The organism is Dryocola clanedunensis (assembly GCF_038405435.1).
GTDB classification, from domain to species: domain Bacteria; phylum Pseudomonadota; class Gammaproteobacteria; order Enterobacterales; family Enterobacteriaceae; genus Dryocola; species Dryocola clanedunensis_A.
Genome location: NZ_JBBYHZ010000003.1, coordinates 221774 through 244605 on the forward strand (window position 1 = coordinate 221774; position 22832 = coordinate 244605).

A 22832-nucleotide genomic window follows, 5' to 3' on the forward strand; every position below is an offset into this window, starting at 1 on the left:
GCAGAGATGGACTATCGCAAAATAATCAAAGAAGTCGGGCGCGGTAAGAATCACGCCAGGGATCTGGATTTCGACACGGCGCGCGGGCTGTACAGCCACATGCTGAAGGGCGAAGTGCCGGAGCTGGAGCTGGGCGGAGTGCTGATTGCCCTGCGCATTAAAGGCGAAGGCGAAGCGGAGATGCTCGGTTTTTACGAGGCGATGAAGCAGCATCTTATCTCGCTTACGCCGCCGCTAAACAAGCCGATGCCGATCGTGATCCCCTCCTACAACGGCGCGCGCAAGCAGGCGAACCTGACGCCGCTGCTGGCGATATTGCTCAACCGGCTGGGCTACCCGGTGGTGGTGCATGGCGTGAGCCACGATCCAACCCGCATCCTCACCGAAACGATTTTCAAGCTGATCGGCATTGAGCCAACCCTCCATGCGGGCCAGGCCCAGGCGAAGCTGGAAGCCCACCATCCGGTTTATATACCAATTAGCGCCCTCTGCCCGCCGATGGAAGATCAGCTGGCAATGCGCTGGCGTATGGGCGTGCGTAACAGCGCGCACACGCTTGCCAAGCTTGCCACGCCGTTTGAAGAAGCAGCCGCGCTGCGTCTGGCGAGCGTCTCCCATCCGGAGTATGTGACCAAAGTGGCGAAATTCTTCGGTGATATCGGCGGACGCGGTCTGCTGATGCACGGCACGGAAGGCGAGGTTTATGCCAATCCGCAGCGCTGCCCGCAAATCACGCTGATTGACGGTAAGGGAGCGCGGGTGGTCGTGGAGCGGCAGGCAGAGGCAGTTGAAAATGTCATTCTGCCGGATTCTAAAGATCCTGACGTTACCGCACGCTGGATAGAGCGCTGCGCGGCGGGCGTTGAGCCTGTTCCTGGATCGTTAAAAATTCAAATGGCCTGCTGTCTGGTGGCAACGGGCGACGCCCTGACTTACGAAGAGGGGATGGCGCGGGTAGAACAAACCTTCCCGGCCTGACGGCAGACAAAAAAAAGCCTGCGGTAGGGACCGCAGGCAGCAAGGGTATATCAAGGGTAAATCAGTGTCGAAGCAGCGCTTCAATGAGGGTTGTGGCAATACATCTCACAGGGTCAAACGAAAATCTTTGTCTACAGATTAGTTGTAGATTACAGCGGTACCGCTCATTTTGCCGTTAGTGTTAGCAGAAGTGATGGAGTACGCTTTTGCACCCGCCTGTTCTGCTTTAGAAGCCAGCTGCGCTTCCAGACCGTCCAGCGTAGTTGCGCCCTGGGCAGAAACCACGCCGACTTTATTCAGGTTCTGAGCTTCGCTTGCGCTAACGGACTGTGCGGCAAAAGCACCGAAAGAAAGGGTAGAAAGGGCGATAGCGGCTACAGCATATTTGATGGTTTTCATAGTTAATTTCTCGCAGGTTATTCTGTTTAAGGTGACGTTGTTCCGTCGATGTGATTATGGTCACACTTTTGAGCAGAAGATTAAATCGAAGAGAATTGATGGCGTTGTTCAAATAAATTGAACACCAGCTAATTCATTGAAAACCGTGATGGTTAGCTTGCGAATTATCATCAGGGATACTATCACCCTGTCCCCGCCTCGTTTACAGCACCTTTTGCTAATCTTTTTTGCAAAGCTGGAACACCGGTGGGCAATCGCTTGCGGTGAAAATTCAGGCGGATCCGCAATGGAGATCCGCCCGAAGGAAACTGCTGCGAACTACATTAATCCCAGCAGCTTTGGTACAAACAGAGAAATTTGCGGGAGATAGGTAATCATCATCAGCGACACAAACAGCGCGGCGTAAAAGGGCAGCAGCGGTTTAATCAGATGCTGAATTTTCACGCCGGTTATCGAGCAACCTACGAACAGCGCGCTACCGACCGGCGGGGTCAGCAGGCCCACACAGAGGTTGGCGACCATCATGATGCCGAAGTGAACCGGATCCATGCCCAGCTGCTGGGCAATGGGCAGGAAGATGGGCGTGAAGATCAGCACCGCCGGGGTCATGTCCATAAAGATGCCGACAATCAGCAGCACGATGTTAATCAGCAGCAGGATCACCAGCGGGTTATCCGAGATGCCCATCAGGGTGTCGCTGATCATATAAGGGATGTCGGCGTTGGTCATTGCCCAGGACATACCCACCGAGAAGCCAATCAGCAGCAGGACGATAGAGGTGGTGACGACCGATTCCAGGATCAGCTTTGGCAGGTCGCGCCATTTCACCTCGCGGTAGATAAGCACCGACAGCACGAAGGTGTACACCACGGCGATGGCGGAGGCCTCGGTTGCTGTAAAGATACCCCCCAGAATTCCCCCCATAACGATAATCACCAGCAGCAGGCTGGGCAGCGCGTCCAGAAACGCTTTCGCGGCCTGGGCGCAGGTTGGTCGCGCTGAAACAGGGTATCCGCGCCGCTTCGCAATAACCCAGCACACCAGCATGATGGACAGCCCCATCAGGATGCCCGGCAGATAGCCTGCCATGAACAGCGAGGCCACCGAGACGCCGCCTGCGGTCAGTGAAAAGACGATCAGTACGTTTGAGGGCGGGATCAGCAGACCGGTAATGCACGACGACACGTTAACCGCCGTGGAAAACGCCGGGTCGTACCCTTCTTTAGTCTGTATCGGTGACAGCGTGCCGCCCACGGCTGCGGCTGCCGCCACGGCGGAGCCGGAAATAGATCCGAACATCATATTTGCCAGCACGTTGACGTGGCCGAGCGAGCCGGGCACGCGGCCCACCATAATCTGCGCCAGGTTAATCAGCCGGATGGCGATGCCGCCGCTGTTCATCAGCGTCCCGGCAAAGATAAAGAAGGGGATGGCGAGCAGGGCAAAATTGTCCAGCCCGTTAGCCAGCCGCTGGGAAACGGTGATCACCGCAATATCCCAGGGAAACATCAGCAGCATGGAGGTCACGGTAGCGATGCCGATGGCAAATGAAATCGGCAGGCCAATAAACACCAGCGCGAAGAACGCGCCGAACAGCGTCAGGGCGATGTAGCTTTCCATTATCTGGCCCCTTTATTAAGCAATGCCCGGGCATCGCTGAGGATGAAGTAAAGCGAATAGAGCATCATGATGGCGCCGCTCAGCGGCAGCACGATGTAGACGTAGCCCATGGGAATTTGCATCGCAGCCGACAGCTGCCCGGTAGCGAGCGTTTTATCAATGAGCTTCAGACCGCCGCTGACGATAACCAGACCGGCAAACAGCAGGATCAGCGTGTTCACCACCATGCTCAGCAGCGGCTTTTTCTGCTCCGGCAGCAGCATGGCCAGAAAGTCGATGGAAAGATGACGCTGGGCGCCGACGGTGTAGGAGGCACCGAGCAGGCCGACCCAGATCATCAGGAAGCGGGCAAGCTCGTCGGTCAGGGTGCTGGGCTGGTTTAGCACATAGCGGCTGAACACCTGCCAGACCACGCAGACAACCAGCGCGACCATTACCAGCACCGAGAAGGTGGCAATAGCCCGGTCTACCGCAAGCTTTAAGGGCTTCAGTATCATGATTAAGTACCTGTCAGAAAAGGGCGGGCAGCGGCCCGCCTGAAGGGGGACTATTCGGCGGCGGCTTCAAACTTCGCAAGCAGCGCGGCCTGCTTTGGATCTTTGGCAAACTCGTCGAACAGCGGTTTTACAACTTCACGGAACGGAGCTTTATCAACGGGCAGGATAGTGGCGCCCATGGCTTTGGCCTGCTCACGGGATTCGGCATCAACTTTATTCCACAGTTTTTGCTGGTAGGCCTGAGAGTTGTCCGCCGCCTTCATCAGGATCTGCTGCTGCTCGGGGGTGAGCCTGTCCCAGGTTTTGGTGGAGATCACCAGGAAGTCGGGGATAGAGGTGTGCTCATCTTCAGAAAATACTTTGGCGATTTCGATATGGCGGGTCTGCACCCAGGAAGGGATATTATTTTCCGCACCGTCCACCACGCCCTGCTGCATGGCGGTATACACCTCGCCGAAAGAAACAGGGGTTGGCGAGCCGCCCATCAGTTCAACCATTTTCAGGGTTGTCGGGCTGGCCTGAACGCGAATTTTCAGCCCTTTTAAATCTTCAGGTCTGGTAATCGGCTTTTTAGCGTAAAAACTACGGGTGCCGGCAACATAGGCGGAAATAGCAAAGAAGCCTTTGTCTTTGGTGGAGTCCATTATTTGTTTGCCAGTTTCGCCAAAGACGACCTTATTAAAATGATTCTGATCTTTAAACAGATACGGCAAATTATAAATGGCGTAGGTATTGTCAAATGATTCCAGATCGCTCGCCGAGCCTTTGGTCATATCCAGCGCGCCGTTTTGCAACAGCTCCAGCGTTTCCCGGGCGCTGCCCATCTGGCTGCTGGGATAAATACGAATGCGCATATTGCCGTCGGAAAGTTGTTGGACCTCTTTCGCTAATTCTTCAAAGGCCTGGTGAACGACATGGCTCCGCTCGAGGTTATGCGCCAGTTTTAACGTGACTTTTTCTGCGGCGTTCACGCCTGCCGCACACAGCGATAATACCGAAACACAAAGCAACTGACGAGGTAAAGAGAATAGTTTCATGATTGCAAGCTCCCTGCTATTAGGATGAAAGTCGGAACGGGTATTCGTGATTTCTGTATGACATCTTAATATATTTGTCTGATAACTATGGCGTGCTGGCTTCACACTTTTTTAGCTCTTCGCAGGCAAAATGACATTTTTGTGCTCTTCCTCACCGTGTTGCGCCGAGCCGTTTAATAAATGTTTTTAGTCAATATCATGGGGATAAGAAATTAGCGGGTTAAACAAAGAAAATACCGAGTTATTAATTCGGGAATACCAGTGATGAAATAAAAAACGGTTTCCAGAACTGGAAACCGTCAGGGGTTGATAGTCAGCATTTGGCTATTGTTCGCGGTTATTTATAAATGGTGGCGGTGCCGTACATATGGTTATCGCCGCCGGCGGAGTTAATCACATAGCCCGTTGCGCCCTGCTCTTTAGCTTTGGCGGCCAGTTTGTCTTCCAGGTCGTCCAGGTTGCGGGCGTTGTTGGCCGAGACGGTGCCCGCTTCACGCAGCTGGCCGGTCTGGCCACTCATCAATTCCTGGGCTGCCATGCTGGCAAAGGGCAGTGCTGCAAGGGTGACTACAGCAGAAAAATACAGCAGCTTTTTCATCATCACATCCTCATAAGCTTAGGGAGGGTCGATTAAAATTTCATCAACACTCCAAGTGTAGGCGGTATGTGATAATAAAAGAACGCAAAAAATTGATTGAGTTGTGCGTGTTTTTTGAACAACAAATACTGACGAAAAGCTGACAAATCAGCCACATACAGGTGGCTGATTTTGTTTAGATTATCGCGCGTCCGGGCGAGTAAGGTCGAAACGGTGAGATTCTTCGATGGTGTAATAGGCGGAGGGACCCCCGGCCCGCAGGACCGGCTTCGCCAGTGCGGTCTGATATATGCCGTCTTTCAGCAGCGTTTCATCAATGTGAACGGCCACCACTTCACCGAGCACCAGCCAGGTATCGATCTCCACGCCGTCGGCGGACGTCAGCTGGATGCACTGGGAAAGCCGACATTCAAAGTTGACCGGGCTTTCCGCCACCAGGCTCGCCTTTACTTTACGGCCCGGCAGCGGCGTTAAGCCCGCGCGTGCAAACTCATCCTCACCGCGAGGCAGCGTTGCGGAAGTTTCGTTCATTTGCTCTGCCAGCCCGCGGGTGGTGAGGTTCCAGACGAATTCTTTGGTGTCGAGGATGTTCTGCACGCTGTCTTTCCAGCCGCTGCTGGCAAAACCAATTATCGGCGGGCGGTAGTTAAAGCAGTTAAAAAAGCTGTACGGCGCAAGGTTGCGCTGGCCCTGCGCATTGCAGGAGGCTATCCAGCCAATCGGCCGTGGGCCGACAATCGCATTCAGCGGATCGTGCGGCAGACCATGCCCGTTTGCAGGCTCGTAGTAATATCTTTTCGCGGACATATAACCTCTTTCGTTGATGAAAACGGCGCGGCGTATTTACCCCGTGGTCCGCACAGAGTATCTTACGCGCCCACACAAGGAGAAGCCGCGATGAAAACCCCTGCCACCAAACCGGGCCTGCACCCGCGTAACCGCCACCGTGAACGCTATGATTTTGCTGCTCTGCAGCAGAGCAGCCCGGCGTTAACGGCATTCGTGATAACTGGCCCGCACGGTGAGCCAACGGTTAATTTCGCCGATCCGCTGGCGGTAAAAGCCCTGAACCAGGCGCTTCTGGCACATTTCTATGGCGTCCAGAGCTGGGATATTCCGGACGGTTTTCTCTGCCCGCCCGTACCGGGGCGCGCGGACTATATTCACCATCTGGCGGATTTACTGGCCGAAGGCAACGGCGGCAACGTGCCATCGCAGGCCACGATTCTGGACGTGGGCGTCGGGGCAAACTGCATTTATCCGTTAATCGGGCAGCATGAATACGGCTGGCGCTTTACCGGCTCCGAAATCGATGCCGACGCGCTGCGCAGCGCAACGATGATTATAGATGCGAACCCGGGCTTAACGCGCGCGATCCGTCTGCGCCGTCAGAAAACGAAGGATGCGATTTTCCCCGGCATCATCCATAAAAATGAAACCTTCGACGCCACGCTGTGCAACCCGCCGTTCCATGATTCAGAGGCCGCCGCCCGCAGCGGCAGCGAGCGCAAACGCCGCAACCTGGGCCAGGACGAAAAGGGCGCGCTGAACTTTGGCGGCCACGAACATGAGCTGTGGTGCGAAGGCGGAGAAGTTGCCTTCGTCAGCCAGATGATCAACGAGAGCAAAGCGTTTGCGAAGCAGGTGATGTGGTTCACTTCGCTGGTTTCCCGCGGCGAAAACCTGCCTGCGCTGTACCGCGTCATGCAGGAGGCTGGCGTGGAGAAAGTAGTGAAGAAAGAGATGGCCCAGGGTCAGAAGCAGAGCCGCTTCATCGCCTGGTCCTTTATGAACGACGCCCAACGCGCACGCTGGGCCGCCACGCGCTTTAAATAGCTATACCGTAGGGTTTGCCGGCGGCAGCGTACCGGCTGCTGCCTCGGAGGCCTGGAGCGCCTGAGCGGCATCCGGGCCTGGCTGCATGACCTGCACGGTCTGCACCGGGGGACGTATACCCGCCGCGTCGAAGTGCTTCTTCACCATCCCGTCCAGCGCAAAGCGCACCGTCCACTGCTTCAGCGGCTGGGTGGTGAACGACACGCGTACCGTAAACGCCTGGTTAGTCAGCCCGACGATGCCCGCAAACGAAGGCTCGCCGATGACCAGCATGCGGATATCCTGCTGCTCCATCAGCTCCGCTACCGCCTCTTTCAGAATGCGGTTCGCCTTGTCCACGTCCTCCTGCCGGTCCACATCGTAGTTCGCCACAAACGAACCTATGCCGCGCACGAAGTTGGCGAAGGTGGTGATCGATGACCACGGAATAATGTGATAGGCCCCGGTATCCTGGCGCACGCCCACCGAACGAATCGACATGCGCTCCACGGTGCCGGTGATCGGCCCGATGGTAACCAGGTCACCCGTATTCATGCCGTTTTCAAACTGGATAAATACCCCGGTAATAATATCCTTCACCAGCGTTTGCGACCCGAAGCTCACCGCCAGCCCCAGGGCACCGGCCCCCGCCAGCAGCGGCGCAATGTTCACGCCGATTTCAGAAAGCAGGATCATGATGGTGATGGTGCTTATCACTACGGCGAGGGCGTTACGAAACAGCGTCAGTAGCGTGCGGGTACGCGCGCTGGGCATCGGGCGGCCATGTATATCCGACGCCAGCCGGTTTTCTATCAGGCTTGCCAGCAGCGTCCAGCCAACCGCCGAGAAGAAGAGGATCAGCACGATGCGGATCAGTATATCGACGGTTTTCTCTCCTGCGCCGTTGGTCAGCCACGCCCACATGTCAAACAGGCTCCAGGCGTTGAGCAGCAGCATCACCGCCACGCAGACGGTGAGAATACGCGCCAGCTTTAACGAGGCGGATATCCAGCTGTTAATGCGCTTTTGCAGTTCGGGATAGCTGCGCTGGACCTGCGGCGAGAGCGTGATGGTTTTGGCAATCCAGCGCGACAGCATGCCGGAGAGAAACGCCGCGATGCCGATGATTGCCAGGCTGCGCAGCGAGGCGCCCATCATCCACTTCAGGCTGTTGCCCGGGTCGAACAGCGAGAAGAAAAACAGCACCACGAAGTAGGCGCTCGCCAGCCAGTGCCACACCAGCGCAAAGGCGCGAATGAACAGGCTGAAAAAGGCCATTGAGCGGTCGGCCAGGTGAATCAGGCTTTGCTGGATGTGGCGTTTGTTGCGGAAGATTAAATACAGCGCCCACAGGGTGATACACAGCATGATGGCAACGTTGGCCATCGCGCCAATCTGCACGTTGATCTGGTTGGAGATAATCGGCACCGCGACCAGGATCCCGTAGCCTATCAGGCTGCTTAAGCCCGACAGACGAACGCTCCAGTAGTTTGCGCTCTGGTCGCTGATGGGGAAGGGGCGCAGATCCGGTATGCGCGGGCAGAAAATCAGCCGCAGAATAGCCTTGAAGAATTCAATCAGCGCAAAGGCGTTGAGAAACAGCCCCTGCTGGCGGGCAATGGTGCGGCTGCCCGCGTTCATCATATCGCTGAAGATCTGCCCGACGAACAGCGTCAGCGCCAGTAGCAGCATATCAATAACAAAGGCCGCGACGATCATCAGCGGCAGGTGGAACCAGCTTGAGCGGTCGCGATTCTTCCTGCGGCCCCATTTCCCCATGCGCCGCCAGACCGGCGTCATGCACAGCCGAATCAGCAGGTAGAAGGCGAAAACGGCGGCCACGAGCATCGCAAAATGGGTCAGGGCGTTAATAAAAGTCTGCTGGTTAAAAGCCTTGTGCGGCGCGTTGGTGATATTGCGGTGCAGCTGGGCAAAGCGGTCGGCAAGCTCGCCACCGTAGTGGCGGCTGACGTCGGTGACGTTCTCCAGCACCGTTTTGTCTTCGCTGAGCTGCTCCGGCGGCGCAATGGCCGGAACGGGCTCCGGCGGCGGCGTGGCGGCAACTTTGCGCAGCTGTTCGATCAGCTCGGTACGCGATTTGTCGTTATCCAGCACATCCGCCAGCGCCGAATAGGCTTTCTTTTTTTCTTCAACGTCGGGTTCTGCGGGAGGAGCGGTGCTGCTGTTCTGGGTAGCGCTGGCGGCAACGGCGGCGGCGGGCAGCGTAACCGCCGCGGCCTGAAAGCTAAACAGGCTGCATAGCAGCAAAAGTATCCACGGCACGGCACTCCTCCAGGCTGAGAAAGTCAGGCAAAGGAGTAAGTATAGTCGGCGGGGATCAAGGGGTTAGAAATGGGGATTAATCTGGGAGTGAACCCTCACCCCGGCCCTCTCCCTTCCAGGAAAGGTTATCACCGACAGTTCCCTCTCCCCTTTGGGGAGAGGGTTAGGGTGAGGGGAAAAATTACGAGACGTGCTGTAAAAATTCCTGCAGGCGCTGGCTTGGCGGGTTGTCGATAAGCTCCTGCGGGTTGCCGTCTTCCGCCACGCGACCTTTATCAATAAAGATCAGGCGGGAAGCGACCTTCGCAGCGAAGCCCACCTCGTGCGTCACGATAACCATCGTCATGCCTTCTTCGGCGAGATCCTGCATAACCTTCAGCACTTCGTGGCGAAGTTCCGGATCCAGCGCCGAGGTTGGCTCATCGAACAGCATCATTTTAGGCTTTACCGCCAGCGCACGGGCAATCGCCACGCGCTGCTGCTGGCCACCGGACAGTTCGGAAGGATAGTGGTGCGCACGCTCCGCCAGGCCCACTTTCGCCAGCAGCTCTTTTGCCAGCTTGTCGGCGTCTTCTTTCTTCATGCCGCGAACGCGGATCGGGCCAAAGGCCACGTTTTCCAGCGCGGTAAGATGCGGGAAGAGGTAGAACTGCTGGAACACCATGCCCGCTTCCTGACGAATCAGGCGTTCGTCTACCTTCGGATCGTTGACCTTCAGGCCGTCAACAATCAGGTCGCCGCTGGTGATATCTTCCAGCTTGTTAATGCAGCGCAGCAGGGTGGATTTGCCGGAGCCGGACGGCCCGATGATCACCACCACTTCACCCTGTTTAATATTCAGGTCGATATTGTGCAGCACCTGGGTTTTACCGAAGTGCTTGGAGACGTTTTTAAATTCAATCACAGGATTTTCATCCTTCTTTCAAGGCGACGCAGAACAAAGCTCAGCACCAAAGTAATAATCAGATAGAAGACCGCAACGGCGCTCCAGATCTCCAGCGCGCGGAAGTTACCGGCGATAATCTCCTGGCCCTGACGGGTCAGCTCGGCGACGCCGATAACGATAAACAGCGAGGTATCTTTGATGCTGATGATCCACTGGTTGCCCAGCGGCGGCAGCATGCGGCGCAGCGCCAGCGGCATAATCACGTGGCGAATGGTCTCGCGTTTGGACAGGCCCAGCGCCAGACCGGCTTCCTGGAAGCCTTTATGAATCGACAGCACCGCACCGCGGGTGATCTCCGCGATGTACGCACCGGAGTTGATCATAATGGTGACGACGGCCGCGCTGAACGGGTCGATGCGCAAATCGTTAAAGGCCATCGGCAGCGCGAAGTAAATAAACATGACCTGCACGACGATTGGCGTACCGCGGATCACTTCAATGAAAACGAGGGCGATGTGGTTGGCGATCCAGCCGCCGTAGGAACGGGCAAAGCCCGCTACCAGACCAATCACCAGGCCGCCGCAAAGACCGAGGACCGAAATCCACAGGGTCATTTTGGCGCCTTCAAATAACAGCGGAATTGCTGGCCAGATGGCGCTCCAGTCAAACTGCATGATGTGTTCCTGTATACCGTGGTTCAAAAATAGGAGGGGCGAACGCCGCCCCTCAGGTCTTACTTAAACTTGCTGAATCTTATTATTTTGGCTCGGTACCGAACCATTTTTTGTAGATTTCGTTATAGGTGCCGTTCTCTTTCAGGGTTTTCAGCGCGCCGTTAACTTTGGTACGCAGGTCATCGCTGCCTTTCGGGAACGCGATGCCGTACTGCTGAGCTTCCAGAGACTCACCTACCGCCTTGAACTTACCGTTGCCGGCAGTTTTGATGAAGTAGAGGATGTTTGGCGTGTCGTGCAACACCGCGTCGGCACGGTTGGTGCCCAGTTCCATATAGGCGTTATCGATGTTCGGGAACTGGCGCAGGTCTTTGGTTTTGATGTTCGCTTTCGCGTAATCAACGGACCCTGTACCGCCCTTAACCGCAACGACTTTGCCGTCGAGGTCTTTCACGCTTTTTACGCTGTCGTTATCCGCTTTCACCATCACCAGCAGGCCGCTTTTGTAGTAGCCGTCGGAGAAGTCGATCGCTTTCTGACGCTCAGGGGTAATGGTGATCCCCGCCAGCGCCAGGTCAATGTTTTTGGTTTGCAGCGCCGGGATGATACCGCTGAAATCCATCGGCTTCAGGGTGTAGTCCAGCTTCAGCTCTTTCGCGATGGCGGCCCATAAGTCAACGTCGAAGCCGACGTACTTATCGCCCTGCTTAAATTCAAAAGGAACGAATGCGGTATCGGTCGCAACGACCAGTTTCTTCTCAGCGGCGTGGGAAGTAACCGCTAAAGCCAGGGTGAGTGCAGCCAGTGAAACTTTCAAAATCGACTTCATAGCATTTCCTTTGTTAATCCATGGGGCTATCCCCTGCATGCCAGCGCAACATGGAAGAATCGTGCCAGATTTACAACATATTGTTTTGCAAGGATGAGGATTTGTAACATTGCACAATATCAGTTGCAAGTCAGTCATAATGCACCCTTATGGTGCTCCATCATGGTGCAAAAACCGGGCCTACAGGTCGGAGGGTATTATTAGCGCGAATTATGGCGGCGAAACAACCACTCGTTAACGATTGTGTGATGTGATTATTACAGGGATGCAACTTTTGCAGGGGAATCAGACGATTTTGCGCACTATTTTGGTGCGGGTTCCTTCCCCGGGCGGGGAAGGAAACATAAGTATTGACTATGGATTAATCAATATTGGATTCGATGAACCACAGGAACTTGTCCAGGTCGCGGGATGCCGCAGTCAGGATATCCGCCGTGTCTTCATCTTTCGCTTCGTTAATCGCCTTACGCACGTCATTTGCTACAACGCCATAGCGATCCGCCAGCTCTTTCAGGTGATCCTGAACGGTATGGATATCCAGCGGGTAGCTTTTCAGCGGGGTTTTGCTGTTGATGACCTGAGTGGTCCCCAGCGCCACGCCCCCAAGCTGTACGGCGCGCTCTGCCATGGTATCCAGATGGTCGGTCAGCGCCGTGCGGAAGCCGTCCAGCATTTCGTGAACGCCAATAAAGTTAGCACCGCGCATGTTCCAGTGGGCCTGTTTGGTAATCAGTGACAGATCAATAAACTGGATTACCTGACGATTCAGCAGCTCGATGGTGGCTTTTTTCTCACTGTCTGCAACATCGTTACGGGTATACAGCAGATTTGTAGATTTGGTTTTTACCAGTTTAGCGGTACTCATAATCTTTCATCCTCTTGATGTGTGTTTCCTGATTTGTTACCGGGAATAAGTATAGCACCGCTTTTTTATCCTGCCGGAATGGGCAGTACCTATTAAACCGATAGCGAAGGCTGACTGGTAATATCACAGCCTTTGTATATCAAGGGGTTGCAAAGAAAAATTGAGATATATCGGAAAGCGTAAAAGGATAGAAAAGCTAAAGGGAAATAGTTCTTATTTGGCTCAGGAAATAACCAGCAATATAAGTCTTTGATCGTAAGTTTTATTTCCCGTGGGGGAATTGTTCCACGGGAAATAAATTGACGCACATCAATTCACATCGACACTGGTAATTTGCGTTTCGCGCTTAAGGGTCAGGGTTGAGCCCACGGAGGCGGCAATGATCGACAGCAGCGCCAGCCACTGAACCAGCGTAAGGTGTTCGCCCAGAAACAGCATGCCCGACAGTGCCGCAAGGCCCGGCTCCATGCTCATCAGCGTGCCGAAGGTCCGCGTCGGAATGCGCGTCAGAGCAATCATCTCCAGCGAGTAGGGCAGAGCGGTGGACAAAATGGCTACCGCCAGGCCCAGCGGCAGCAGCGACCAGTGCCACAGCGCGCTACCTGCTTCAAATGCACCAATCGGCACAAATACGATAGCGGCAATCAGCGACCCCATCGCGACCGTTGCCGGGCCGTGGTCAGCCCCGGCCTTTTGTCCAAACAGAATATATACCGCCCAGCAGGCCCCGGCGCCCAGAGCGCAGGCGGCTCCGGTTAAATCGACGTGGGAAATGCCCTGGCCCAGCGGTAGCAGGAACCACAACCCCAGCACCGCCAGCACCACCCAGACAAAATCCACGGCGCGGCGGGAAGCGAAAAGCGCCACCGCCAGCGGGCCGGTGAACTCGAGCGCCACCGCAATGCCCAGCGGTATCGTCTGGATAGATAGATAAAAGAGATAGTTCATCGCGCCGAGCGATAAGCCGTACATCAGCAGCGGGAAGCGCTGCTCGGCCTTAAAGCGCAGTCGCCAGGGCTTGAATACCGCCACCAGAATCAGCGTGCCCAGCGCCAGACGGATGGCGGTCACGCCCGGCGCGCCGACCAGCGGGAAAAGTGATTTCGCAAGGGATGCGCCACTTTGAATCGAGGTCATGGCGATAAGCAGTATTACGATGGGCAGCCATACGGGCATTTTACGGGAAGATAACGGCATCCTGCGTCCTGTCAGTTAATGTCGGGGTCGGTCAACTTATGAAAAGTTCCCTAGTGTAATGGAATAAGTTAGCGGCGGTTGAGTTTTCATTGAGATTAATCTGCCCCGCCTGAGGTAACATCTGCCACGGTTTTGTAAGTAAGTATCATAAAAAATCCGGAATAATCTGAATGAACGTTTTGTTAAAACCGTTAATATTTGCGCGGTTTTCATGATAAATCGTCCAGATTTTAGTGACATAGCATGTAGTGGAAATGTTGTGTTACATGAAAAGAATCGTTAGACAACACAAATGTCGAAGAGTTTCTCAGTAAATTTTGTTATATTTAAATCTTAGGACTTACTTGAAGCACATTTGAGGTGGATATTATGAAAAAAATTGCATGTCTTTCAGCACTGGCTTGTGTTCTGGCCGTTTCCGTAGGTACCGCATCTGCAACTAGCACCGTAACCGGTGGTTATGCCCAGAGCGATATGCAGGGCTTTATGAATAAAGCTAACGGTTTCAACCTGAAATACCGTTACGAAAACGACACCCCACTGGGTTACATCGGTTCCTTCACCTACACCGCTAAAAACCGCACCGAAGAAGGCGCTTATAACAAAGGCCAATACTACGGTATCACCGCTGGTCCTGCTTACCGTCTGAACGACTGGGCAAGCATCTACGGTGTTGTCGGTGTAGGCTACGGTAAGTTCCAGACTACTGGCGCAACCGACACTAACACCAGCGACTACGGCTTCTCCTACGGCGCAGGTATGCAGTTTAACCCAATCGAAAACGTTGCTCTGGACGTTTCCTACGAGCAGAGCCGCATCCGTAACGTTGATGTTGGCACCTGGATCGCAGGCGTGGGTTACCGCTTCTAATTCCCCGTCTTCGGGTGAAATAAAAATCCGCCTCTTCAGGCGGATTTTTTTATGTCTGCTGTTCACCCATCCCGCGAGCTAACGGGATTTCGTTTCAAAAATATCCGTCTGCAGATGAGTATAGTCCACCTTCTTCAGTTTGAAGTTGGTCACCCAGGTGGTGCCTGCCTTCTGCTCCGAAATAAATTTATATTTCGAAGCCAGCTCTTTGGTTTTGATCCCCGTCCAGTCGGCAAAAAAGTTCAGGAAGTCGTTAGCGGAGCGGCGCGCTTTAATCAGGCGATGCTTTTTATCGTCGCTCGAGAGCACCATAAATGGCACCTGAAAGTTCTGCTGAAACTCGTCGTCATGGGCTAGATACTGCACCTTTGTGCCGCGCTCTTTAAAGGCAAGGCCGTGGTCAGAGAAATAGACCATCGAGAAGGTTTCGCCGGTATTCTGCAGCTGGGTGTAAAGCTGCTTTAGCAGATCGTCCGTCTGGGTCATGCTGTAGATGTAGCAGGAGGTCTCTTTCGACTGGACGAACTCGGTATATTTTCCCTGGGTGCGGTCGCAGGCCTGCGGATGCGAGCCCATCAGGTGCAGAACGATCAGCTGCGGCGTAGCGCGTTGGGTGGCAAACACCTGCGCCGTCATCTTCAGCAGCGCGTCATCACGGGTATTCTTATCCGCCTCAAAGTCCCCGTTTTTTAAGAAATGCACCTCATCGGCCCGCTTCGCGATGCTGGCGATGGCGGTATCATATTCGCCGATCTGCCCCTGGTTGGAGAACCACCAGGTCTGGAAGCCCGCGCGGTTGGCGAGCGTCACAAAATTATCCTGATATTGCGGCTTGCCGTCGATAACGCGGTTGAGCGTCAGCCCAAGGGATTTTTGCGTGGAGCCGCTCGCCGCCACGTAATCCATAAACAGATTACCGTTTACCGAGCTGGCAAAAGGCGTGTTGTTCCAGTGGCCGCCAAAAGCGCCAAGCGCGTCGCGCCGCGCGCTTTCGCCGATCACCACGACATAAGTGTGATATTTCGGCTTCACCGCCAGCACGTTCCAGGTGTCCTTCATCTTCGCAAACGCCTGCATGCGGGCCTGCTCGTCGAGCACTTCCTGATTGTTGACCACCACGTCTTTCACGAAGCGGAACACCGGGTAGCCGGTATCCTTAAATTTAAATACGCCGCCGTAGGCCAGATTTTGCGCCGGGGCGACGAAGAAACAGACCATGCTTACCGCCAGGCAGCAGCTGTCGAAATGATTCCATGCACGCTTCGGCGTGGCTTTGCGGCGAACGGCGATAACGCCGAGCGCGAAGATAAACACCGAGACGATGTAGCTGTACCACGGGAAGATGGTCATGATCTCCGTGGACTCTTCGAAGTTGGTGGAGTGCAGGGCAAGCAGGGTATTAAAGTTTGGCGCGCCGTAGGCCTGGCCGAACGGGAAATACATGGCTGCGACCAGGCTACAAATCCCAATTAACGTTTTTTGTACGCGTGGGGCGCTGCGCCAAAGAATGAGCAGCACGCAGCTGAAGGCCACCGCGTAAAGCAGGCTGAATTCGTAGCCTAAAGCAAAGTTAATCAGAAGTGATTGCAGGAAGTAAAACCCCGTCCACGGATTGAGCGCAATGCCGCGTGCCGTCAGGGTATCTTTAGCCGTTAAATTCATGTTTACCGAGATCTACAAAACGCCATGCGATAACCCTGGCGAGAAGGGTGAAAAAAACCGGCCTGACAGACTAAGTGAAGGAGGGCTGGAGCGCACTGGCGAGCCGCTTCCTGTGCAGGGCTGCAAGAAGATAGAGCGCAACGAATTGAAGATCAACAGATAAGAAAGCCGCATTTTGCGAGCAGGGCTGCAATTCTGACAGATAGTGTGGGTTTATAACGGATGAGGGACGTATCAGCGGGAATGATAGAAAAATGTTGTTACAAAAAAATGACGCAGGCATAGCCTGAACGTCTGGCTGCGGAAAAGGCAGGGCGGCTGCCTACGGCTTCGTCTGTTCGCCCTGCTGCGGTTTCCCGTTGACCCAATCGCATAACATATTTAACAGCATCAGGCGTACCTGGAAGGGGGAATGTGTAAACACGTTCATGCACCTCTTAAATTCTTTCATGGCGGTCCTCCTCGTTAATTCTGCGGCTCCGGTTCCCTGTAGAGCTGTCTGCATTACAACCAGATATAGCACAGGCTATATTGTATAGCCATTGCTATTTCGTTAATTTTTTGTGGATGCACGAGGCTGGTTTACAATGGGCGCTCTCGCCGTCGCAGAACGGCACAGCGCCACTGTTATGAGGAAGCTCCATGAGCCGTCAGGCCGATAAAAAAAACAGCGAAAAAGTGACGCAATTACTTAACGTTGAAGAGCATGTTGAAGGATTTCGTCAGGTGCGGGAAGCGCACCGTCGCGAGTTGATTGATGACTATATAGAGCTTATCTCCGATTTGATTCGTGAAGTGGGCGAGGTGCGCCAGGTGGACATGGCCGCGCGCCTGGGCGTCTCCCAGCCTACGGTAGCAAAAATGCTCAAACGGCTGGCGACGCTGGGCCTGATTGAGCAGATCCCCTGGCGCGGGGTATTCCTGACCCCCGAAGGGGAAAAGCTGGCGCAGTTCAGCCGCGAGCGTCATCAGATTGTTGAAAACTTTTTCCTCGCCTTAGGCATCAGCCCGGAAACCGCCCGCATCGACGCGGAGGGGGTTGAGCACCACGTCAGCGAAGAGACGCTGGAAGCGTTCCGGTTGTTCAGCGAACAGCGCGGGATACAGTCATAAATGCTGACGGCGCTGCTCCGCCCCTTTCTACGCGATCGCTTTCTTCATCTGCTTCTGATAGTCGGGGCGGCGCTTTGTCTGGCCGTTCCCTTTCGGCCCAGTGAGTGGCCTGGCGCCATTGACTGGCACACCATTATTACGCTTGCCGGATTAATGATGCTGACCAAAGGCGTGGAGCTGAGCGGCTATTTCGACGTGCTGGGCCGCCGGATGGTTAAACGCTTCGCAAGCGAACGCCAGCTGGCGATGTTTATGGTGGCATCGGCGGCGCTGCTGTCGACCTTTCTCACCAACGACGTCGCGCTGTTTATTATCGTTCCGCTGACCATCACGCTGAAAAAACTCTGTTCGATACCGGTGACGCGGCTCATCATCTTTGAGGCGCTGGCGGTGAACGCCGGGTCGCTGCTGACGCCGATTGGCAACCCGCAAAACATTTTGCTGTGGGGGCGCTCGGGGCTCTCCTTTGCGGCCTTCACCTGGCAAATGGCGCCGCTGGCGTTAGCCATGCTGGCAAGCCTGCTGGTGCTGTGCTGGTTCTGCTTCCCGAAAAAAGCGCTGCGCTACCACGGTCACGATAAAATCCATGACTGGCAGCCACGGCTGGTGTGGGCGAGCGTGGCGCTCTACATGATTTTTATCGTCTCTCTTGAGCTGAAGCAGGAGCTGTGGGGCCTGGGCCTGGTTGCCCTGGGCTTTGCAATTCTGGCGCGGCGTACTTTGCTTAGCATCGACTGGAGCCTGCTGCTGGTGTTCGTGGTGATGTTCATAGATGTGCATCTGATAACCCGGCTGCCGGTGCTGGAACATGCGCTGCACGGCGTGAGCCAGCTCTCCGAAGGCGGTTTGTTCGCGCTGGGCGTTGGCCTTTCGCAGGTCATCAGCAACGTGCCTGCCACCATCCTTTTGCTGAATTACGTGCCCGCCTCGCTGCTGCTCGCGTTTGCGGTGAATATCGGCGGCTTTGGGCTGCTGCCCGGCTCGCTGGCTAATCTTATCGCCCTGCGCATGGCGAACGACCGCCGCATCTGGGTTCGTTTCCACTACTATTCCCTGCCCATGCTGCTCTGGGCGGCGCTTGTCGGCTACGGCCTGGCGCTGCTGCTCCGTTAAGAAAAGTACCAATTGTCAGTTTTTCCTGGCAAATGTATAGCAAGGTCCTAAGTTTACTAAACGGTAAATTTTTTTGTGACGCACAGCGCGAAACAGGACTTATGACAGAGCAAAACAACAAGCCGGAGAGCGGCGAAGAGCGGCAGGGTGATAAAGAGCAGAATCAGGAGCGCAAGAAGCCCGGCAAGAAGCCGCTGATAATCCTTGGGATTGTCGTGGTGATCATGGTGATTGTCGCCGCCGTATGGTGGTTCATGACCCGCAATGAAGAAACCACCGACGATGCCTTTACCGAGGGCAACGCCGTCACCATCGCGCCGAAGGTGGCGGGCTACGTGACGGAACTGCACATCAGCGATAACCAGCGCGTGCATAAAGGCGATCTGCTGGTGGTTATCGACCCGCGCGATGCAAAGGCGCAGCGCGACCAGGCCCTGGCCCAGGTTGGCCTTGCCGTTTCCCAGCTGCATCAGGCGCAGGCGCAGCTTGATCTTGCGAAAGTGCAGTATCCCGCCCAGCGTGATCAGGCGCTGGCCCAGGTTGCCAAAGCCGAAGCGGACTTAGCCAACGCTCGTGCGGACTATAAACGTCAGCGCGGCGTCGATCCGCGAGCCACCTCGCAGCAAAACATCGATACCTCCAATGCCCAACTGCGCTCCGCCGAAGCCGGGGCTGCCAACGCCCGCGCGCAGATGGAAGTGGCAAATCAGGTCAGGCTCCAGATTCGCCAGCAGGAGACGAACGTGGAGGCCCGCGCCCGCCAGGTCGATCAGGCCAAAGCCCAGCTCGAGACGGCGGAGCTGAACCTCTCTTACACCGAAGTGCGCGCGCCGTTTGATGGGTTTGTCACCTTGCGTAACGTGCAGCTTGGCACGCTGGTGCAGGCGGGTACGGCGCTTTTCTCCGTTGTTTCCCCGGACATCTGGGTGACCGCCAACTTTAAAGAATCGCAGCTCGAACGCATGCGCCCCGGCAACAAAGTCACGCTCAGCGTGGATGCTTACCCGGATATGGAACTGGAAGGGCATATCGACAGCATCCAGCAGGGCAGCGGCTCGCGCTTCTCGGCCTTCCCGGCGGAAAACGCCACCGGAAACTTCGTGAAAATCGTCCAGCGCGTGCCGGTTAAGATCGTGATTGATAAAGGGCTTGATGCGGACCATCCGCTGCCGCTGGGCCTCTCCGTTGAGCCGAAGGTGACGCTAGAATGAGCGACCAGGCCGCTGAACATCACGAGAACTGGAAGCCCGCCAGCAACCCGTGGGCCGTGGCGATTGTCGTCACGCTCGCGGTGTTTATGGAGATCCTCGACACAACCATCGTCAACGTGGCGCTACCGCACGTGGCCGGTTCGCTCTCCGCGAGCTACGACGAGTCGACGTGGGTGCTCACTTCCTATCTGGTTGCCAACGGTATCGTTCTGCCCATCTCGGCGTTCCTGAGCCGACTGTTCGGACGCAAGCAGTTCTTCTTAATCTGCATCGTGATGTTCACCATCTGCTCATTCCTGTGCGGCATCGCCACCGAGCTGTGGGAGATTATTCTGTTCCGCATCATGCAGGGCTTTTTCGGCGGCGGGCTGCAGCCCACGCAGCAGTCGGTGCTGCTGGACTACTTTAAGCCGGAAGATCGCGGCAAGGCGTTCGGCCTGTCGTCGATTGCGATCATCGTCGCGCCCGTGCTCGGCCCGACGCTGGGCGGCTGGATCACCGATAACTACTCCTGGCGCTGGGTGTTCTTTATCAATATTCCGGTGGGGATTGTCACCGTGCTGGCGATTTATCAGCTGCTGGAAGATCCGCCGTGGGAGCGCAAGTCAGAAGAAAAGCTCTCCGTGGACTGGACGGGCATCGGCCTTATCGCCCTTGGCCTCGGCTGCCTTCAGGTCATGCTTGACCGGGGTGAGGACGACGACTGGTTCTACTCCAACTTTATTCGTACCTTTGCGGTGCTGACCCTCATCGGCATCATCGGGGCGATTTTCTGGCTGCTGTACGCCAAAAAGCCGGTGGTGGATCTGCGCTGCATGAAGGATAAAAACTTCGCCGTGTCCAGCCTGCTGATGGCCGGAATGGCGCTGATTCTTTACGGCAGCTCGGTGGTGATCCCACAGCTCGCCCAGCAGGACCTGGGCTACACCGCCACCTGGTCCGGGCTGGTGCTCTCCCCCGGCGCCATACTGATCGTGCTGACCATCCCGCTGGTGATAAAACTCATGCCGCTGGTGCAGACGAGGTGGATTATCGCCTTTGGCTTCACCTGCCTTGCGGCTTCGTTCTTCTGGACGAGGAACCTCACGCCGAATATCGATTTTGAAACGCTGGTGCTGTTCCGCAGCGCGCAGTCGTTCGGGCTGGGCTTCCTGTTTGTGCCGCTGACCACCATCGCGTTTATTACCATTCCGCGAAGGCTCAACGCCGATTCGGCGGCGCTGTTTACCATGTTCCGCAACGTGGCGGGCTCGATTGGGATTTCGCTGTCAACGGCGGCGATAACCGAGCGATCCCAGGCGCACAGCGCCCATCTCAGCACGCATATGAACCAGTTTGACGAACAGTTCCAGCAGGCGATTCGCAGCGGCGCCGAAGCCATCCGCAACTTTACGACGCAGGTTGGCGATCCGCTGAGCATCGCCACGGGCAACATGTATAAAACGATGATCGAACAGTCCCGTTTCCTGGCCTATATCGACGTCTTTACGATGCTGAGCGTCCTCGCCCTGGTTCTGATTCCATTTTGTTTATTGCTTTCGCCGGTGAAGAGCGAAGGCGCTGCAGGAGCACACTAAAATGAACGGGAGAATATGGTTGTCATCGCTTGCGCTGCTGGTGGCGGGCTGCGCCGTTGGGCCAGATTATCAGCCGGCAAAACCCCAGACGCCGGCAAGCTTCAACGATACGGCAAACCAGAATCAGCCGGGCGTCACTTCGCGAGCGCAAACTACGGCAACGGATCCGCGCTGGTGGCGGAGCTTCAACTCGCCGCAGCTCGACAGCCTTATTGAAAGAGCGATCGCCGGGAATCTGACGCTGCAGCAGACCGTGCTGCGCATCGCCGGGGCACGCGAGCAGATAACCCAGGCGGGCGGGGCGTTCTACCCGAGCGTCAACGGCAGCGCCAGCGCAACTCGCCAGCAGCTTGGGCTGGATGGCGAGCTGAAATCCCACGGCGTATATGACCAGCTAAACGAAGTTGACCCGTCGCTCGGCGGCGCGCTCGACCCGCTGACCAAGCCGATCACGCTTTATCAGGGCAGCTTCGACGCCAGCTGGGAGCTGGATCTGTGGGGCAAGGTGCGCCGTCAGGTTGAGGCGGCGAAGGCCCAGCAGGATGCGGCCATTGAACAGCGTAACGACGCGCTGGTTTCCCTGGAGGCGGAAGTCGCTCGTGCCTGGCTGCAGCTGCGCGGGGCGCAGAGCGTGATGCAAACCCTGCAAACGCAAATCGACACCGCTCAGCAAACGCTGGAGCTGACGGAGAGCCGCCAGAAAAGCGGGCTGGCACCGCAGATGGACGTAGAGAATGCCCGCGCCCAGCTCGGCAGCCTTCAGGCCCAGCTGCCGCAGTATATGGCGCAGGAGCGCCAGGCGATGAACGGCCTGGCCGTGCTGCTGGGTAAACCGCCGGGCGCGCTGGACGGCGAGCTGGCAAGTAAACAAGAACTGCCGAAGCTGCCGGATATCTTCTCCGTAGGCATTCCGTCGAATCTTGCACGCCGCCGCCCGGACGTGCGCGAAGCCGAAGCTAATCTTCATGCCGCCACGGCGCAGATTGGCGTGTCCGTCGCGCAGCTGTTCCCAAGCCTTTCGCTGACCGGCCAGCTCGGCCTGCGTAACGATGAGTCGGGGTATCTTCTCGACTGGGCGAGCCACTTTTACAGCGTCGGCCCGCAGGTTTCGATCCCCATCTTCCAGGGGGGCAGGCTGGTGTCGAGCGTAAAAGTTGCCCGGGCGCAGCAGGGGGCTTCGGTATTGCAGTATCGCCAGACCGTGCTGACCGCATTGCAGGACGTAGAAAACGCGCTGGTGAGCTACCGCACGGACCAGCAGCGTGAAGCCGGGCTTGCGCAGACGACGGAGTCATTACAAACCGCGTTCAACCTGGCCACCGACAGCTACCGCCAGGGTATTGCGACCTTTATCGACGTGCTGGATGCCCAGCGGCAGCTTGCCCAGGCCGAACAGCAGCGGGCGCAGGCCCGGGTTCAGAGCAGCATTGATTTGGTCGCGCTGTATAAGGCGCTCGGCGGCGGCTGGGAGCCGTATCAACAGGTTAACCTGCCGGACTACGACGTTTTTGGCGATGCACCGCGCGGTTAACGGTTTGCAGAATCAGGCAAGAAATGGGTAGAAATCCCCCATTAATTGCCTGATAACTGCGCGTATAACTGACAGGC

The 22832-nt window shown here is 56.1% G+C and carries 22 protein-coding genes; 8 read left to right on the forward strand and 14 right to left on the reverse strand.

Going from position 1 to position 22832, the window contains the following annotated elements:
• Nucleotides 1-6: 6 nt before the first annotated feature.
• Nucleotides 7-978 (forward strand): DNA-binding protein YbiB, encoded by a 972-nt coding sequence (gene ybiB, locus AAE045_RS08655; protein WP_455547365.1) that lies wholly within the window; start codon nucleotides 7-9, stop codon nucleotides 976-978.
• A gap of 138 nt (nucleotides 979-1116) precedes the next feature.
• Here the strand turns inward: ybiB and ybiJ are convergent, their stop codons facing one another.
• The 6 genes from ybiJ to AAE045_RS08685 all read right to left on the reverse strand — a co-directional run bounded on the left by ybiJ (nucleotide 1117) and on the right by AAE045_RS08685 (nucleotide 5936).
• Nucleotides 1117-1377 carry a YdgH/BhsA/McbA family protein gene (gene ybiJ / locus AAE045_RS08660; RefSeq protein ID WP_455427482.1) on the reverse strand — a complete coding sequence of 87 codons (261 nt, stop codon included), beginning with the start codon at nucleotides 1375-1377 and terminating at the stop codon, nucleotides 1117-1119.
• A gap of 318 nt (nucleotides 1378-1695) precedes the next feature.
• Nucleotides 1696-2997, reverse strand: coding sequence for a TRAP transporter large permease (locus tag AAE045_RS08665; protein WP_455547366.1), 1302 nt, complete (start codon nucleotides 2995-2997; stop codon nucleotides 1696-1698).
• Nucleotides 2997-3494 (reverse strand): TRAP transporter small permease, encoded by a 498-nt coding sequence (locus AAE045_RS08670; RefSeq protein WP_455547367.1) that lies wholly within the window; start codon nucleotides 3492-3494, stop codon nucleotides 2997-2999. Before AAE045_RS08670 ends, AAE045_RS08665 begins: the two co-directional genes overlap by 1 nt.
• 50 nt (nucleotides 3495-3544) lie before the next feature.
• Nucleotides 3545-4531, reverse strand: coding sequence for a TRAP transporter substrate-binding protein (locus tag AAE045_RS08675; RefSeq protein ID WP_455547368.1), 987 nt, complete (start codon nucleotides 4529-4531; stop codon nucleotides 3545-3547).
• 337 nt (nucleotides 4532-4868) lie between these two features.
• Entirely contained in the window at nucleotides 4869-5129 is a 261-nt protein-coding gene (mcbA, locus tag AAE045_RS08680) for a DUF1471 family periplasmic protein McbA (protein ID WP_455547369.1), read from the reverse strand.
• A 180-nt stretch (nucleotides 5130-5309) separates the two neighbouring features.
• A complete protein-coding gene (locus AAE045_RS08685) occupies nucleotides 5310-5936 on the reverse strand; it encodes a flavin reductase family protein (RefSeq protein WP_455547370.1) in 627 nt (208 codons plus the stop codon).
• A 90-nt stretch (nucleotides 5937-6026) separates the two neighbouring features.
• Between AAE045_RS08685 and rlmF the strand changes: the two genes are divergently transcribed.
• Nucleotides 6027-6965: a 23S rRNA (adenine(1618)-N(6))-methyltransferase RlmF gene (rlmF, locus tag AAE045_RS08690; protein WP_455547371.1), complete on the forward strand. Its 939-nt coding sequence runs from the start codon at nucleotides 6027-6029 to the stop codon at nucleotides 6963-6965.
• Here rlmF and ybiO read toward each other — a convergent pair whose 3' ends face one another.
• From ybiO to rhtA, 6 genes are all read right to left on the reverse strand, one after another.
• The gene (gene ybiO / locus AAE045_RS08695) at nucleotides 6966-9227 is read right to left on the reverse strand and encodes a mechanosensitive channel protein (protein WP_455547372.1); all 2262 of its coding nucleotides are present in this window, start codon (nucleotides 9225-9227) and stop codon (nucleotides 6966-6968) included.
• A gap of 181 nt (nucleotides 9228-9408) precedes the next feature.
• Nucleotides 9409-10131 carry a glutamine ABC transporter ATP-binding protein GlnQ gene (gene glnQ / locus AAE045_RS08700; protein WP_455427486.1) on the reverse strand — a complete coding sequence of 241 codons (723 nt, stop codon included), beginning with the start codon at nucleotides 10129-10131 and terminating at the stop codon, nucleotides 9409-9411.
• Nucleotides 10128-10787 carry a glutamine ABC transporter permease GlnP gene (gene glnP, locus AAE045_RS08705; RefSeq protein WP_455427487.1) on the reverse strand — a complete coding sequence of 220 codons (660 nt, stop codon included), beginning with the start codon at nucleotides 10785-10787 and terminating at the stop codon, nucleotides 10128-10130. The genes glnQ and glnP overlap by 4 nt, the downstream gene beginning before the upstream one ends.
• 82 nt (nucleotides 10788-10869) lie before the next feature.
• Nucleotides 10870-11616: a glutamine ABC transporter substrate-binding protein GlnH gene (gene glnH / locus AAE045_RS08710; RefSeq protein WP_455547373.1), complete on the reverse strand. Its 747-nt coding sequence runs from the start codon at nucleotides 11614-11616 to the stop codon at nucleotides 10870-10872.
• Nucleotides 11617-11977: 361 nt separating this feature from the next.
• Nucleotides 11978-12481, reverse strand: coding sequence for a DNA starvation/stationary phase protection protein Dps (dps, locus tag AAE045_RS08715; RefSeq protein ID WP_455547374.1), 504 nt, complete (start codon nucleotides 12479-12481; stop codon nucleotides 11978-11980).
• A gap of 309 nt (nucleotides 12482-12790) precedes the next feature.
• On the reverse strand, nucleotides 12791-13678 hold the full coding sequence (rhtA, locus tag AAE045_RS08720) for a threonine/homoserine exporter RhtA (RefSeq protein WP_455547375.1): 888 nt from the start codon (nucleotides 13676-13678) through the stop codon (nucleotides 12791-12793).
• Between the two features lie 369 nt (nucleotides 13679-14047).
• Between rhtA and ompX the strand changes: the two genes are divergently transcribed.
• The gene (gene ompX / locus AAE045_RS08725) at nucleotides 14048-14548 is read left to right on the forward strand and encodes an outer membrane protein OmpX (protein ID WP_455547376.1); all 501 of its coding nucleotides are present in this window, start codon (nucleotides 14048-14050) and stop codon (nucleotides 14546-14548) included.
• 78 nt (nucleotides 14549-14626) lie between these two features.
• Here ompX and AAE045_RS08730 read toward each other — a convergent pair whose 3' ends face one another.
• Nucleotides 14627-16210: a phosphoethanolamine transferase gene (locus AAE045_RS08730; protein WP_455547377.1), complete on the reverse strand. Its 1584-nt coding sequence runs from the start codon at nucleotides 16208-16210 to the stop codon at nucleotides 14627-14629.
• A 322-nt stretch (nucleotides 16211-16532) separates the two neighbouring features.
• Complete coding sequence (gene mntS, locus AAE045_RS08735; RefSeq protein WP_455427493.1) at nucleotides 16533-16661, reverse strand: manganase accumulation protein MntS; 129 nt, start codon at nucleotides 16659-16661, stop codon at nucleotides 16533-16535.
• Nucleotides 16662-16852: 191 nt separating this feature from the next.
• Here mntS and mntR point away from each other — a divergent pair, with 191 nt between their 5' ends.
• The 5 genes from mntR (at nucleotide 16853) to AAE045_RS08760 (ending at nucleotide 22755) form a co-directional block, all read left to right on the forward strand.
• A complete protein-coding gene (gene mntR, locus AAE045_RS08740; protein WP_202307525.1) occupies nucleotides 16853-17323 on the forward strand; it encodes a manganese-binding transcriptional regulator MntR in 471 nt (156 codons plus the stop codon).
• Entirely contained in the window at nucleotides 17324-18436 is a 1113-nt protein-coding gene (locus AAE045_RS08745; RefSeq protein ID WP_455547378.1) for an SLC13 family permease, read from the forward strand.
• A 101-nt stretch (nucleotides 18437-18537) separates the two neighbouring features.
• A complete protein-coding gene (locus tag AAE045_RS08750) occupies nucleotides 18538-19647 on the forward strand; it encodes an HlyD family secretion protein (protein ID WP_455547379.1) in 1110 nt (369 codons plus the stop codon).
• A complete protein-coding gene (locus tag AAE045_RS08755; protein ID WP_202307541.1) occupies nucleotides 19644-21224 on the forward strand; it encodes a DHA2 family efflux MFS transporter permease subunit in 1581 nt (526 codons plus the stop codon). The genes AAE045_RS08750 and AAE045_RS08755 overlap by 4 nt, the downstream gene beginning before the upstream one ends.
• A gap of 1 nt (nucleotide 21225) precedes the next feature.
• Complete coding sequence (locus tag AAE045_RS08760; protein ID WP_455547380.1) at nucleotides 21226-22755, forward strand: efflux transporter outer membrane subunit; 1530 nt, start codon at nucleotides 21226-21228, stop codon at nucleotides 22753-22755.
• The last annotated feature ends 77 nt before the right edge of the window (nucleotides 22756-22832 follow it).

Coding starts and splice junctions, on each gene's coding strand:
- ybiB (WP_455547365.1), top strand. CDS start 7: ATGGACTATCGCAAAATAATCAAAGAAGTCGGGCGCGGTAAGAATCAC.
- ybiJ (WP_455427482.1), bottom strand. CDS start 1,377: ATGAAAACCATCAAATATGCTGTAGCCGCTATCGCCCTTTCTACCCTT.
- AAE045_RS08665 (WP_455547366.1), bottom strand. CDS start 2,997: ATGGAAAGCTACATCGCCCTGACGCTGTTCGGCGCGTTCTTCGCGCTG.
- AAE045_RS08670 (WP_455547367.1), bottom strand. CDS start 3,494: ATGATACTGAAGCCCTTAAAGCTTGCGGTAGACCGGGCTATTGCCACC.
- AAE045_RS08675 (WP_455547368.1), bottom strand. CDS start 4,531: ATGAAACTATTCTCTTTACCTCGTCAGTTGCTTTGTGTTTCGGTATTA.
- mcbA (WP_455547369.1), bottom strand. CDS start 5,129: ATGAAAAAGCTGCTGTATTTTTCTGCTGTAGTCACCCTTGCAGCACTG.
- AAE045_RS08685 (WP_455547370.1), bottom strand. CDS start 5,936: ATGTCCGCGAAAAGATATTACTACGAGCCTGCAAACGGGCATGGTCTG.
- rlmF (WP_455547371.1), top strand. CDS start 6,027: ATGAAAACCCCTGCCACCAAACCGGGCCTGCACCCGCGTAACCGCCAC.
- glnP (WP_455427487.1), bottom strand. CDS start 10,787: ATGCAGTTTGACTGGAGCGCCATCTGGCCAGCAATTCCGCTGTTATTT.
- glnH (WP_455547373.1), bottom strand. CDS start 11,616: ATGAAGTCGATTTTGAAAGTTTCACTGGCTGCACTCACCCTGGCTTTA.
- dps (WP_455547374.1), bottom strand. CDS start 12,481: ATGAGTACCGCTAAACTGGTAAAAACCAAATCTACAAATCTGCTGTAT.
- rhtA (WP_455547375.1), bottom strand. CDS start 13,678: ATGCCGTTATCTTCCCGTAAAATGCCCGTATGGCTGCCCATCGTAATA.
- ompX (WP_455547376.1), top strand. CDS start 14,048: ATGAAAAAAATTGCATGTCTTTCAGCACTGGCTTGTGTTCTGGCCGTT.
- AAE045_RS08730 (WP_455547377.1), bottom strand. CDS start 16,210: ATGAATTTAACGGCTAAAGATACCCTGACGGCACGCGGCATTGCGCTC.
- mntS (WP_455427493.1), bottom strand. CDS start 16,661: ATGAAAGAATTTAAGAGGTGCATGAACGTGTTTACACATTCCCCCTTC.
- mntR (WP_202307525.1), top strand. CDS start 16,853: ATGAGCCGTCAGGCCGATAAAAAAAACAGCGAAAAAGTGACGCAATTA.
- AAE045_RS08745 (WP_455547378.1), top strand. CDS start 17,324: ATGCTGACGGCGCTGCTCCGCCCCTTTCTACGCGATCGCTTTCTTCAT.
- AAE045_RS08750 (WP_455547379.1), top strand. CDS start 18,538: ATGACAGAGCAAAACAACAAGCCGGAGAGCGGCGAAGAGCGGCAGGGT.
- AAE045_RS08755 (WP_202307541.1), top strand. CDS start 19,644: ATGAGCGACCAGGCCGCTGAACATCACGAGAACTGGAAGCCCGCCAGC.
- AAE045_RS08760 (WP_455547380.1), top strand. CDS start 21,226: ATGAACGGGAGAATATGGTTGTCATCGCTTGCGCTGCTGGTGGCGGGC.